Raw genomic sequence first — 12804 nt, 5'->3', positions numbered from 1 at the left:
TTCATCGCCGGCCGCACGGCTCCTCCGGGACGCCGCATGGGCCATGCCGGCGCGGTGATCTCCGGCGGCAACGACACCGCCGACTTCAAGATCGACTTCATGAAGTCGGTCGGCATCGCCGTCGCCGACAGCCCCGCCAGCCTGGGCTCCACCATGCTGAAGGTGTTCAAGGGCTGATCGCCTGCGGGCGTCACGGCGACGTGACGCCCGCGGCCTCAGGCCTTTGAAAAGAGGACGCCTTTCGAAGAGGTTGACGGGCGGGACGCTGCGGTGCCCCGCCCGCCGCCCCTTCGGCCTATCCTCTTGGACGGTTGGTCCTGGGAACCCATATGCAAGCGTCGGCGGTGCGTACGGCATCCCACCTCGCATCCCACCGGCTCCCCTCGCCGGTTCTTGCACATGGGTATCCATCGATCTCCCGCCCCCTTCATCACTCGCGATCATCTCCCACAGGGAATCGGGCTCACGGCCCGAGGTGAAACCATGTCGGCAAATCTGGAACAGACCTCGTTCCTCTTCGGCTCGAACGCCGGTTACGTCGCCGAGCTCTACGCCAGCTACCTGTCCAACCCGGCCGCCGTCGATCCCAGCTGGAACAGCTTCTTCCAGGATCTGGACGAGGATTCGCGCGCCGTCCTGGACGAGCTGCGCGGCGCGTCCTGGACCGTGTCCGATCTGGAAGACCCCAAGGCCAAGCGCGACCCGGTCGCCGAGAGCTTCATCGTCGCCGTCCCCAACGGCGCTGCCACGAACGGCGCCGCCGCGGCGATGAACGGCCCCGGCAACGGCGCCATGCTGTCCCACACCCAGCAGGTCTATGGCGGCATCAGCCCGCAGCAGCTGCGCGCCGCCACGCTGGACAGCATCCGCGCCCTGATGCTGATCCGCGTCTTCCGCGTCCGCGGCCACATGAACGCGCATTTCGACCCGCTGGGCCTGGAGAAGCGCGAGCCGCACCCGGAACTGGATCCGGCGACCTACGGCTTCGGCCCGGACGACCTCGACCGTCCGATCTTCCTGAACTACTCGCTCGGGCTGGAAACGGCGACGCTGCGCCAGATCCTCGACATCCTGCACAAGACCTACTGCGGGACGATCGGCGTCGAGTTCATGCACATCCAGGACCCGGAAGAGAAGGCCTGGATCCAGGAGCGCATCGAGGGCGGCCGCAACCACACCGACTTCACGGTGAACGGCAAGCGCGCCATCCTGGAGCGGCTGACCGCGGCCGAAGGCTTCGAGAAGTTCCTGCAGCTGAAATACACCGGCACCAAGCGCTTCGGCCTTGAGGGCGGCGAGTCGATGATCCCCGCGCTGGAGCAGATCCTGAAGCGCGGCGGCCAGCTCGGCCTCAAAGAGGCCGTCGTCGGCATGGCCCACCGCGGCCGTCTGAACATGCTGACCAACTTCATGGGCAAGCCCTTCTCCGCCGTCTTCTCGGAGTTCCAGGGCAACCCGTCGAGCCCCGAGGACGTCCAGGGCTCGGGCGACGTGAAGTACCATCTCGGCACCTCGTCGGACCGCGACTTCAACGGCAACATCGTCCACCTGTCGCTGACCGCCAACCCGTCCCACCTGGAATGGGTCAACCCGGTCGTGCTGGGCAAGGTGCGCGCCAAGCAGCAGCAGCGCCGCGACCTCGAGCGCGAGCAGGTGATGGGCGTGCTGATCCACGGCGACGCCGCCTTCGCCGGCCAGGGCATCGTGGCCGAGACGCTGGGCCTGTCGGAGCTGCGCGGCTACCGCACCGGCGGCACCATGCACTTCATCATCAACAACCAGATCGGCTTCACCACCAACCCGACCTATTCGCGGTCGGGCGTGTACTGCTCCGACATGGCCAAGATGGTGCAGGCGCCGATCTTCCACGTGAACGGCGACGATCCCGAAGCCGTCGTCCATGTCAGCCGCATCGCCATCGAGTTCCGCCAGAAGTTCAAGCGGGACGTCGTGATCGACATGGTCTGCTACCGCCGCCACGGCCACAACGAGGGCGACGAGCCGGGCTTCACCCAGCCGATCATGTACAAGAACATCCGTTCCCACGCGACCACGCGCGAGCTGTATGCCAAGCAGCTGGTGGCGGAGAACGTGATCACCCAGTCCGAGGGCGACCAGATCACCCAGGACTTCATGAAGAAGCTGGAGGCCGAGTTCGAAGCGTCCAGCACCTACAAGCCGAACAAGGCCGACTGGCTGGAGGGCAAGTGGGCCGGGCTGGAGGCGCAGGGCGCCAACACCGCCCACCGCGGCGAGACCGGCGTGGAGCTCGACAGGCTGAAGCAGATCGGCTTCAAGCTCTGCGAGTACCCGAAGGACTTCGCGATCAACTCCAAGATCGCGCGCCAGCTGGAAGCCAAGAAGAAGACGCTGGAGACCGGCGAGGGCATCGACTGGGCGACCGCCGAGGCGCTGGCCTACGCCACCCTGGTGGCCGAGGGCACCGGCGTCCGCCTGTCGGGCCAGGATTCCGGCCGCGGCACCTTCTCGCACCGCCATGCGGTGATGTACGACCAGAACACCGAAGAGAAGTACGTCCCGCTCTGCCACGTCAGCCCGGACCAGGCGACCTTCGAGGTCCATGACAGCCCGCTGTCGGAAGCCGCCGTCGTCGGCTACGAGTACGGCTATTCGCTGGCCGAGCCGCACAATCTGGTGCTGTGGGAAGCGCAGTTCGGCGATTTCGCCAACACCGCGCAGACCATCATCGACCAGTTCATCTCGTCGGGCGAGTCCAAGTGGCTGCGCATGTCCGGCCTGGTGCTGCTGCTGCCGCACGGCTACGAGGGCCAGGGTCCGGAACACTCGTCCGCCCGTCCGGAACGCTTCCTGCAGATGTGCGCCGAGGACAACTGGCAGATCTGCAACGTGACGACGCCGGCCAACCTGTTCCACGTCTTCCGCCGCCAGATCCGCCGCAGCTTCCGCAAGCCGCTGGTCCTGTTCACGCCGAAGTCGCTGCTGCGCCACAAGCTGTGCATCTCCGACCTGTCGGAGATGGGTCCGGGCAGCACCTTCCACCGCGTGCTGGGCGAGACCGCCAACGATCTGGCCGCCAACGACAAGATCCGCCGCATCGTCGTCTGCTCCGGCAAGGTCTATTACGACCTGCTGCAGGAGCGCATGAGCCGCGGCATCAAGGACGTCGTCATCCTGCGGCTGGAACAGCTCTACCCGTTCCCGAAGGATGCGCTGGCGGCCGAGTTCGCCAAGTATCCGAACGCCGAGCTGGTCTGGTGCCAGGAAGAGCCGGAGAACCAGGGCGCCTGGTTCTTCGCCGACCGCCGCCTGGAAGCCGTGCTGAAGGACGTCGGCCACAAGGCCGGCCGCCCGTCCTACGTCGGCCGCCCGGCCACCGCCTCGCCGGCGACCGGCCTGCTGAAGCGCCACAACAAGGAGCAGGCCAAGCTCCTGGATGAAGCCCTGACGGTCCGCTGACCCTCACCCAAGCGAACAAGAAGACGAACGAGGAATAAGAAATGGCTACCGAAATCAAGGTCCCCACGCTGGGTGAGTCCGTCTCCGAGGCGACGGTCGCCCGCTGGCTGAAGAAGGCCGGCGAGGCCGTCGCCATGGACGAGGCGCTGGTCGAGCTGGAGACCGACAAGGTCACGCTCGAGGTGAACGCCCCGGCCGCCGGCGTGCTGGCCGAGATCGTCGCCGCGGAAGGTGCGAACGTCGAGGTCGGCGCCCTGCTGGGCGTCCTGACCGAAGGCGCCGGCGCTGCCGCCGCCCCGGCCGCCGCCGCTCCGGCCGCTGCTCCGGCTCCCGCCGCCGCCCCGGCCCCGGCCGCTGCCCCCGCCGCCGCTGCTCCGGGCAACATCGCCGCTTCCGGCCCGGCCGCCCGCAAGCTGGCCGACGAGAAGGGCGTCGACACGTCCGCCATCGCCGGTTCGGGCAAGGACGGCCGCATCACCAAGGGCGACGTCATCGCCGCCCCGGTTGCCGCTCCCGCCGCCAAGCCGGCCGCTCCGGCCCCGGCCCCGAAGGTCCAGTGGGCCGCCGGCACCCAGGGCGACCGTCCGCGGGCCGCTCAGGAAGAGCGCGTCCGCATGACCCGCCTGCGCCAGCGCATCGCCGAGCGCCTGAAGGAGGCCCAGAACTCCGCCGCCATGCTGACCACCTTCAACGAGGTGGACATGTCGGCGGCGATGGCCCTGCGCGCCGAGTACAAGGACTATTTCGAGAAGCGCCACAAGGTGCGGCTCGGCTTCATGTCCTTCTTCGTCAAGGCCGCCGTCCAGGCCCTGAAGGAGATCCCGGCCGTCAACGCCGAGATCGACGGCACCGACATCGTCTACAAGAACTACTATGACATCGGCGTCGCCGTCGGCACGCCGCAGGGTCTGGTGGTTCCGGTGGTGCGCAACGCCGACCAGCTGGACTTCGCCGGCGTCGAGGGCACCATCGCCGCTCTCGGCAAGAAGGGCCGCGACGGCAAGCTGTCGATGGACGAGCTGACCGGGGGCACCTTCACCATCTCCAACGGTGGTGTCTACGGCTCGCTGATGTCGACCCCGATCATCAACCCGCCGCAGTCGGCCATCCTCGGCATGCACAAGACGATGGACCGCGCGGTCGTCGTCGGCGGCAAGATCGAGGTCCGCCCGATGATGTATCTGGCGCTGTCCTACGACCACCGCATCATCGACGGCAAGGAAGCGGTCACCTTCCTCGTCCGCATCAAGGAGCTGATCGAGGATCCGCGCCGCCTGCTGCTGGACGTTTGATCCGATATAACGGGCTTAACGAGGCAAGGGAGGGCTCCGCCCCTCCCTTGACCCACCCGCCGGGGGCCATCGCCCCTGGAATCCTGAAGGGGCGCCGCAAGGCGCCCTTTTTCTTTTTGCCGCCTCCCCCAAAAGGTTCGCGCAAACAACAGTTCGCAAAGCGCTCAAATCCTCTTGCCAGAGATATGGTATCTGGTATACCGTATCGATAATGTCAGTGCGACGGCGGCTTTCGGGCCAGCGCCGCACCGGCTCCCCCGGTGCCCAATCCAAGAGGGGGCGGGCACCAAGGAGATCGACATGGACGAGAGGACAGCAGCGGGTTCGCCCGCGGTTGTGGATTGCGAACAGCTGGTGGCGGTGATCGGCGATGCCGTCATCGTGTCCGATCCGGCCGGCGCCATCGCCCTGTGGAATGCGGCGGCGGAGCGGATGTTCGGCTTCACCGCCGACGAGGCGATGGGCAAGTCGCTCGACATCATCATTCCGGAACGCCAGCGCCAGCGTCATTGGGATGGGTACGAAAACACCATGGCCACCGGCGAGACCCGCTACGGCCATGATCTGCTTCGGGTTCCGGCGGTCCACAAGGACGGGCACAGCCTGTCGATCGCCTTCACCGTCGCGCTTTTGCGCGGGACCGACGGTGCGGTGACCGGGATCGTCGCCGTGGTGCGGGACGAAACCGCCCGCTGGACCGAAGAGCGGACATTGCGCCGCCGCCTCACCGACCTCGAAGCCGCCGCCAAAGCCGGCGTCGCTGCGGCCGGTTGAGCGCGAGCGGACCACAGGAGCAGGCCCCGAAGATCGAATCGGGGCCGAACTCTGACGATCAAATCCAGCAGACAAACTGAAACAACGCGAAATAAGGGAGTGTTGCAGTCATGACCAAGCCGCTCGAAGGCATTAAGATCATCGACTTCACCCACGTGCAGGCCGGCCCCGCCTGCACCCAGCTTCTGGCCTGGTACGGCGCGGACGTGATCAAGGTCGAACGTCCGGGCGCCGGCGACGTCACCCGCAGCCAGCTGCGCGACATCCCGGATGCCGACGCGCTCTATTTTACCATGCTCAACAGCAACAAGCGCTCCCTGACGCTGGACACCAAGACCGCCGAGGGCAAGGAAGTCCTGACCCGTCTGATCAAGGAATCCGACGTGCTGGTCGAGAATTTCGGCCCCGGCGCGCTGGACCGCATGGGCTTCAGCTGGGACAAGATCAAGGAACTGAACCCCGGCATGATCGTCGCCTCGGTCAAGGGCTTCAGCGACGGCCACCATTACCAGGACCTGAAGGTCTATGAGAACGTCGCCCAGTGCGCCGGCGGCGCCGCGTCGACCACCGGTTTCTGGGATGGCCCGCCGACCGTGTCCGCCGCCGCTCTCGGCGACAGCAACACCGGCATGCACCTCGCCATCGGCATCCTGACCGCCCTGATGGCCCGCACCAAGACCGGCAAGGGCCAGAAGGTCGCCGTGTCGATGCAGGACAGCGTGCTGAACCTCTGCCGCGTCAAGCTGCGCGACCAGCAGCGCCTGGACCGCGTCGGCTACCTGGAGGAATACCCGCAGTACCCGCACGGCAAGTTCACCGACGTGGTTCCGCGCGGCGGCAATGCCGGCGGCGGCGGCCAGCCGGGCTGGGTGCTGAAGTGCAAGGGCTGGGAGACCGATCCCAACGCCTACATCTACTTCACCATCCAGGGCCATGCCTGGGCGCCGATCTGCAAGGCTCTGGGCCGCGAGGAGTGGATCGACGATCCGGCCTACAACACGGCTCTCGCCCGTCAGGACAAGATCTTCGACATCTTCGCGATCATCGAGGATTGGCTGAAGGACAAGACCAAGTTCGAGGCCGTCGACATCCTGCGCAAGTTCGACATCCCGTGCTCGCCGGTGCTGTCGATGAAGGAGATCGCCAACGACCCGTCGCTGCGCGCCAGCGGCACCGTCGTCGAGGTCGACCACAAGCAGCGCGGCAAGTACCTGACCGTCGGCAGCCCGATCAAGTTCTCGGACATGACGGTCGAGGTCACCGGATCGCCGCTGCTCGGCGAGCACACCGACGAGGTGCTGGCCCAGCTCGGCTACAGCAAGGACCAGATCGCCGCCATGCACGGCGCCAAGGTGGTCTGAGACCGGGTCTGAGGCCGATTGCCCCCGGCACTCCCCTCTCCCTCCGGGGAGAGGGTTGGGGCGAGGGGGGCACCCGGCAGACTTGCGTCTGATTCTTGCGGCAGACTTGCGAAAACAAAAACGGCGCCCCATCCGGGCGCCGTTTCCTTTTTCTCAACCGTCCAATCCAGCCGTCAAACCTTCCGGCCGCGCTCCAGATCGTCCAGGATCTCGTCCGCCCGGCTGGTCAGGGTGTGGGCGAGCCGGTCATACTGCCCGTTGCCGGTCATGCGGGCACGCCGGGCGGCTTCCGCCCCCAGCTTGGCCAGCTCCTGCGCCATCTTGCGATAGTCCGGAACCATGGTCCAACCCGCGTCCGCCGAAGCCACGTGCGGTGCCGCGCCACGACGTTTCGGATGATCCTTCGAAGCCACAGCCATCCCATCCACCGGTTCCAGTGAAGGGGAAATCCTGGCATACCAGCCCGCCCGAACCAACTGACGCTTACGGCAGGTCCGCCACAGCTTTTGGCTGTGCATCGCCTTGCCGAATCGGATAGGACTCCGCCGGCCGTCCCTTCTGGAGCCGCTCAGTCGATCAGCAGGTCCAGCGTCGAGCGCACCACCTGCACGATCTCCCCGCCCTGCGGCGAGATGGTCTGACCGCGGGCGTTCACGATGATCGCCAGCTCATGCTCCGTCGTCGGAGCGAAGCGGGCGATCTCCTGCACCAGATCGTCGGCCAGAACGGCGTCGCGCGTCACCCCGGCCTGGGCGGCGGCCTTGTCGCGCCAGCCGTTCAGCGCCGCGGCGATGGCGGCCTCGATCTGCTGCGATTCCTCCTTGCGGCGGAGGTCGGTGAACAGCACCAGCACGCGCCACGCCCCGTCGGCATAGGCGGTTTCGATGCGCTGGACCTCGACCGTCCGCAGGAAGCTGGACAGCTCCGCCTGCGCCTCTTCGGCGGCGGCGTCGGGAATGCTGAAGGTGCGGATCTCGGTGCTCATCGCCCAATCCTGTTGTACGGGGCCAACCCTGCGGCAAGGCCGTCCTCCATGGTCGGAGCCTACACACAAACGGCGCGTTCGGCAAACCGGGACCCTGCGGCGGAGGTGTTCCGGGACCTTGGGGATACCCCCAATTACCGCGTGTCGATTCGCCTCCCCCGCGCGTTGTGGGAGGAGCCGCAGCACGCCCGGAGACGCCCGATGTCCCATCTCGACCCGCAGGAGCCTCAACCGGAACAGCAACCCGTTCCACCCCACGCCGGGGAAACCAATGCCGCGGAGACGCCGCGGCGCGGCCGGCGGCGCTGGGGATTGCTGGGAACGGTGCTGATTGCACCGCTGGTGCTGGCCGCGCTGGCGGCGCTGGGGGTGCTGTGGACCGGGTCCATGCTCTACGACCAGCCCTTCGCCTGGTACAATCTGAACCGCATCAACACGGTGGCCGAGCGGGCGGCGCGCGTCCCCGATTCGGTGATGGTGGTGGCGCTGGGCGACACCGCGCTGCGCGACGCCACGCTGGACGAGCGCAGCATGGCGAAGGTCGCCGCCGAGCGCGGCGTGCCCAATCTGGAATTCCTGCGCATCGTCCACCGACAGGCCCAGTTCGCCGATTTCGAACCGCTGCTCGACCGGCTGATCGCCGTCAGGCCGACGCTGATCCTGATCGACCGCAACCTGCTGACCGCCAGCCGCGGTCCGGTGGACGAGCTGCAGCGCTACGGCAACGGCCTGATGCGCCTCTATCGCGGCCAGACCTATGTGCAGGATCAGGTGGCCCTGCAATACCGGCGCGGCTGCGGCCCGACGCCGTCGGCCTGGCTGACCGGCGGGGCGCCCGGGGCCGTCGCCGGTTCCACCGCCACCGAACGGCGGGTCCGCACCTTCATCGACCGCGCCTGGGCCGCTGGCATCCGCGTCGCCCTGATCGAGGTGCACAGCCGTCCGGCCCGGCAGACGCCCAGCCTGATCTCCAGCGCCTCGGCCGCCGAACCGTCAGCCGAACCGTCAGCCCAGCCCTCCGCCGCCTCGCTGCCCTTGTGGAACTACGGCGGCGGCGCCGTGGAGCCCGAGGACTACGAAGGCGCCGCCCCCACCGCCGCCTGCGATCAGGCCAGCGCCACCGGCCGCAACGCCTTCTCGGTCTGGCTGACCGGCGGCATCGCCGGGGCGCTGCGCGGCGCCCAGCCCGACCGCATGCCCGGCCGCGCCCCGGTGACGGAGGCCGCCTCCCTGCCGTAATGACGCCCCCAAAATGACGCAGTGCAAAGTCGCCGTTCTTTCCGCCTTCCGGTTAAACCACTTTTTGTTTATGGTTTTGCCGTCGGGCGAGTCGCAACAGGAGACGGATGCATGGCTTCCATCATGATCAAGAAGGCCGGCGAAGGGCTGGTCTCGCAGGCCCACCGCAGCGCCGACGTCGGCCCGACCAGCGGCAGCTCGGTCGTCTATGAAATCCAGAACGTGCCGGGCGGCGTCAGCGTCGACGACGTGATCGCCGCCTTCAAGACCTACCAGCCGGCCGACAAGGTGTACGAGATCGACTGGTCCGCCCTGTCAAAGTAACCAGGGGAGGGGGCAGCCAGCGCCCCCTTCCTCTCTCCTCAAGCCTGCAAGGCCGGATAGCGCTTGGCCCACACCTCCAGCTGGGCGACATGCTCGGCCTCTTCGGCGGCGAACTCCTCGGCCATCATGCGGACCTCGGCGTCGGTGGTGGTCTTCGCCACCTCGGCATAGAAGGCCTGCCCGCGCCGTTCGCTGTCGAGTGCCAGCTCCAGCGCGTATTCCACCGTCATCAGATAGTGCGAGCCCTCCATCGAGGCCGCTTCCGGGCTGTCGCCGTCGGGCCACTGGAAGTCTTCCGGCGCCAGATCGGGGATCTTGCGGAAGCCCGACCGTTCCCGCGCCTCGGCCAGATGCAGGCGCGAGAATTTCGCCATCTGGCCGAAGAAGGCCGCGACCTCCTGGTTGCCATAGGTCTTCATCGCCTCCGACAGGTCGGAGAAGCGGTTGGCGGCGTCCTCCTCCAGCGCACAGGCGTGGGCGAGGAACAGGGCGGCGTCGTGGATATCGGTCATGGGTCCCTTTGAGGTACGAAAAAGCCCGACGACGGCAAAACCATACAGTTTTTAAGGCCATCGGTCGCGACCGCTCTCCCGCTCCCCCACCCCTGCGACCTTTTGGCGCGCGCCTCGCCTGCCGGCGCCCGAAAACCCCCGCTGTCCGAAAAGCATTGCCTTTCCCGCCGGTTCGCGGCAGCAGACTCCCCCCATGAGCAAGCCCGCCTTCCCCGCCCTCCCCATCGATCCCGTCCTGCCCGCCCTGCTGGAGGCGCTGGACAGCCGCGGCACCGCCGTGCTGCAAGCCCCGCCCGGCGCCGGCAAGACGACGCGCGTGCCGCTGGCCCTGCTGGAGGCCGGTTGGCTGAAGGGCCGCAAGATCCTGGTGCTGGAGCCGCGGCGCCTCGCCGCCCGCGCCGCCGCCCGCCGGATGGCGTCGATGCTGGGGGAGGCGGTGGGCGAGACCGTCGGCTACCGCGTCCGCCTCGACACCAAGGTTGGTCCGAAGACCCGGATCGAGGTGGTGACCGACGGCCTGTTCCTGCGCCAGCTTCAGGAGGATCCGGAGCTTCCCGCCGTCGGCGCCGTCCTGTTCGACGAGTTCCACGAGCGCGGCATCGACAGCGACCTCGCCCTTGCCCTGGTGCAGGAGGCGCGCGGCGCCCTGCGCGACGACCTCCGCCTCGTCGTGATGTCGGCGACGCTGGACGCCGCCCCGGTCGCCGCCCTTCTCGCGGACGCGCAAGGCCCCGCCGCGATGGTGACCAGCGAGGGCCGCGCCTACCCGGTCGAGACCCGCCACCTCGACGCCCCGACCCAAGGCACCCGCATCGAGGACGCCGTGGCCGCCGCCGTCCGCCGCGCGCTCCGCGAGGAGCCCGGCAACGCCCTGGTCTTCCTGCCCGGCGTCGGCGAGATCCGCCGCGTCCAGTCCCTGCTCGACCAGTCCGACCTCGGCCCGAACACCGTCATCGCCCCGCTCTATGGCGACCTGTCGGCCGAAGCGCAGGACCGCGCCATCGGCCCCACCCCGCCCGGCCAGCGCAAGATCGTGCTGGCGACCTCCATCGCCGAGACCAGCCTGACCATCGAGGGCATCCGCATCGTGGTCGACAGCGGGCTGATGCGGGTTCCGCGCTTCGACCCGCGCGGCGGCATGACCCGTCTGGCGACGGTGAAGGTCAGCCAAGCTTCCGCCGAGCAGCGCCGTGGCCGCGCCGGCCGTCTGGAGCCCGGCGTCTGCTACCGCCTGTGGCCGGAGGCGACGCACAAGGCGCTGGCCCCCTTCACGACGCCGGAGATCGCCGACGCCGACCTCGCCCCGCTGGCGCTGGAGCTTGCGGTGTGGGGAGTGTCCGACCCCGCCACCCTGTCCTGGCTCGACCAGCCGCCCGCCGCGGCGATGGCCCAGGCGCGCGAGCTGCTGACCGGTCTCGGCGCACTCGACAAATCAGGCGCCATCACCCCGCACGGCCGCCGCATGGCCGGCTTCGGCGTGCATCCGCGTCTGGCCCACATGATGCTGGCCGGCAAGGCGATGGGCCAGGGCGCGCTCGCCTGTCTGGTCGCGGCCCTGCTGGGCGAGCGCGACATCGTCCGCAGCCAGCCCGGCTTCCGCGACGCCGACCTGCGCCTGCGCGTCGATCTGCTGCGCGGCGAGGAGCGCGGCGGCTTTGGCGCGGCGCGCGGCCTCAGCGTCGACCGCGGCGGGGCTCAGCAGGCGGTGAAGCAGGCCCGGCAGTGGCGCCGCCAGCTTGGCGTGCGCGACGACGACGCGATGGACTCGCATGCCGTCGGCCTTTTGGTGGCACTCGCCTATCCCGACCGCATCGGCCAGCGCCGCCCCGGAGGCCAACCCGGCGGGGTCGCGGCGCAGTATCGCCTGTCGGGCGGGCGCGGCGCCTATTTCCAGCAGGCCGAGCCGCTGTCGGCCGAGGAGTGGCTCGCCATCGCCGACCTCGACGGCGCCGCCCGCGAATCGCGCATCTTCCTGGCCGCCCCGGTGACGCTGGCCGATCTGGAGGAGAGCTTCGCCGACGACATCCGCACGGAGACCATCGTCGCCTGGGACGCGCGCGAGCAGATGGTGCTGGCGCGCCGCCGCCGCATGCTGTTCGCCCTGATCCTGAAGGACGAGAAGCTGGCCAAGCCGCCGGCGGACGCGATGACCGCCGCGATGATCGAGGGCATCCGCGCGCTCGGCCCGACCTGCCTGCCCTGGACCGACGAGCTGCGCAAATGGCGCACCCGCGTGATGTTCCTGCGCGCCCGCGAGGGCGACGTTTACGACTGGCCCGACCTGTCCGACGACGCCCTGATGGACAATCTGGAGGAGTGGCTGGCCCCCTTCCTCGACGGCGTGTCGCGCCGCGCCCATCTGGAGCGCATCGACCTGTCGAGCGCGCTGCGCGCCCTTCTGCCCTGGGACCTCAAGACCCGCCTGGACGCCGAGGCCCCGACCCACGTCGAGGTGCCGAGCGGCTCCCGCATCCCCATCGACTATGACGGCGAGGAGCCGGTGCTGGCGGTGCGGTTGCAGGAGATGTTCGGCCTTGCCGAGACCCCGCGCATCGCCGGCGGCCGGGTGCCCATGCTGCTGCACCTGCTGTCCCCCGCTCGCCGCCCGGTGCAGGTCACCCGCGACCTCGCGAGCTTCTGGGCCAACGCCTACAAGGCGGTGAAGGCGGATTTGAAGGGCCAGTACCCGAAACATTACTGGCCCGACAACCCGCTGGAGGCGGAACCGACCGCGCGGGCGAAGCCGAGAGGGCGGTAACGGCCCACCCCGCACCGCAACGTCCCCAATCCCCTGCCCCCCTGGGGAGAGGGTCAGGGTGAGGGGGCAGCAAAGGCGCCAGCCTTTGCCAGGGGATTGCGAAGGGGCAGCATGCCCCTTG

General features: G+C 68.6%; 10 protein-coding genes and 1 pseudogene. 8 read left to right on the top strand and 3 right to left on the bottom strand.

Annotation, left to right across the window (positions count from 1 at the left end; all coding sequences use genetic code 11):
- The 5 genes and pseudogenes from VH569_RS33710 to frc all read left to right on the top strand — a co-directional run.
- Positions 1-177, top strand: a pseudogene (locus VH569_RS33710) (succinate--CoA ligase subunit alpha); the annotation flags it as partial.
- A gap of 306 nt (positions 178-483) precedes the next feature.
- A complete protein-coding gene (locus tag VH569_RS33705) occupies positions 484-3438 on the top strand; it encodes a 2-oxoglutarate dehydrogenase E1 component (RefSeq protein ID WP_423321446.1) in 2955 nt (984 codons plus the stop codon).
- Positions 3439-3479: 41 nt separating this feature from the next.
- A complete protein-coding gene (gene odhB / locus VH569_RS33700; protein WP_423321444.1) occupies positions 3480-4730 on the top strand; it encodes a 2-oxoglutarate dehydrogenase complex dihydrolipoyllysine-residue succinyltransferase in 1251 nt (416 codons plus the stop codon).
- A 300-nt stretch (positions 4731-5030) separates the two neighbouring features.
- Positions 5031-5504, top strand: a complete 474-nt coding sequence (locus VH569_RS33695; RefSeq protein WP_423321442.1) for a PAS domain-containing protein — start codon at positions 5031-5033, stop codon at positions 5502-5504.
- Positions 5505-5614: 110 nt separating this feature from the next.
- Positions 5615-6865: a formyl-CoA transferase gene (frc, locus tag VH569_RS33690; RefSeq protein ID WP_423321440.1), complete on the top strand. Its 1251-nt coding sequence runs from the start codon at positions 5615-5617 to the stop codon at positions 6863-6865.
- Positions 6866-7038: 173 nt separating this feature from the next.
- Here frc and VH569_RS33685 read toward each other — a convergent pair whose 3' ends face one another.
- Positions 7039-7206, bottom strand: a complete 168-nt coding sequence (locus VH569_RS33685) for a hypothetical protein (RefSeq protein ID WP_423321438.1) — start codon at positions 7204-7206, stop codon at positions 7039-7041.
- 227 nt (positions 7207-7433) lie between these two features.
- Complete coding sequence (locus tag VH569_RS33680; RefSeq protein ID WP_423321436.1) at positions 7434-7850, bottom strand: HRDC domain-containing protein; 417 nt, start codon at positions 7848-7850, stop codon at positions 7434-7436.
- 201 nt (positions 7851-8051) lie between these two features.
- Between VH569_RS33680 and VH569_RS33675 the strand changes: the two genes are divergently transcribed.
- Entirely contained in the window at positions 8052-9089 is a 1038-nt protein-coding gene (locus VH569_RS33675) for a hypothetical protein (RefSeq protein ID WP_423321435.1), read from the top strand.
- A gap of 111 nt (positions 9090-9200) precedes the next feature.
- A complete protein-coding gene (locus VH569_RS33670; RefSeq protein WP_174475085.1) occupies positions 9201-9413 on the top strand; it encodes a hypothetical protein in 213 nt (70 codons plus the stop codon).
- A gap of 38 nt (positions 9414-9451) precedes the next feature.
- On the opposite strand, the gene VH569_RS33665 is transcribed toward VH569_RS33670, so the two are convergent.
- On the bottom strand, positions 9452-9925 hold the full coding sequence (locus VH569_RS33665) for a ferritin-like domain-containing protein (RefSeq protein ID WP_098740668.1): 474 nt from the start codon (positions 9923-9925) through the stop codon (positions 9452-9454).
- Positions 9926-10118: 193 nt separating this feature from the next.
- On the opposite strand from VH569_RS33665, the gene hrpB reads away from it, so the two are divergent.
- A complete protein-coding gene (hrpB, locus tag VH569_RS33660) occupies positions 10119-12683 on the top strand; it encodes an ATP-dependent helicase HrpB (protein ID WP_423321432.1) in 2565 nt (854 codons plus the stop codon).
- Positions 12684-12804 lie beyond the last annotated feature (121 nt).

Origin of the sequence: Azospirillum sp. 11R-A (genome assembly GCF_049472615.1) — a bacterium.
In the GTDB taxonomy this organism is placed as follows: domain Bacteria; phylum Pseudomonadota; class Alphaproteobacteria; order Azospirillales; family Azospirillaceae; genus Azospirillum; species Azospirillum palustre.
Note: the sequence above shows the minus strand (reverse complement) of the source record. Positions and strands in the feature narration are given on the sequence as shown.

What these genes read in the sequence shown, in the direction of transcription:
- VH569_RS33705 (WP_423321446.1), top strand. Translation starts at nt 484, where the DNA reads ATGTCGGCAAATCTGGAACAGACCTCGTTCCTCTTCGGCTCGAACGCC.
- odhB (WP_423321444.1), top strand. Translation starts at nt 3,480, where the DNA reads ATGGCTACCGAAATCAAGGTCCCCACGCTGGGTGAGTCCGTCTCCGAG.
- VH569_RS33695 (WP_423321442.1), top strand. Translation starts at nt 5,031, where the DNA reads ATGGACGAGAGGACAGCAGCGGGTTCGCCCGCGGTTGTGGATTGCGAA.
- frc (WP_423321440.1), top strand. Translation starts at nt 5,615, where the DNA reads ATGACCAAGCCGCTCGAAGGCATTAAGATCATCGACTTCACCCACGTG.
- VH569_RS33685 (WP_423321438.1), bottom strand. Translation starts at nt 7,206, where the DNA reads ATGGTTCCGGACTATCGCAAGATGGCGCAGGAGCTGGCCAAGCTGGGG.
- VH569_RS33680 (WP_423321436.1), bottom strand. Translation starts at nt 7,850, where the DNA reads ATGAGCACCGAGATCCGCACCTTCAGCATTCCCGACGCCGCCGCCGAA.
- VH569_RS33675 (WP_423321435.1), top strand. Translation starts at nt 8,052, where the DNA reads ATGTCCCATCTCGACCCGCAGGAGCCTCAACCGGAACAGCAACCCGTT.
- VH569_RS33670 (WP_174475085.1), top strand. Translation starts at nt 9,201, where the DNA reads ATGGCTTCCATCATGATCAAGAAGGCCGGCGAAGGGCTGGTCTCGCAG.
- VH569_RS33665 (WP_098740668.1), bottom strand. Translation starts at nt 9,925, where the DNA reads ATGACCGATATCCACGACGCCGCCCTGTTCCTCGCCCACGCCTGTGCG.
- hrpB (WP_423321432.1), top strand. Translation starts at nt 10,119, where the DNA reads ATGAGCAAGCCCGCCTTCCCCGCCCTCCCCATCGATCCCGTCCTGCCC.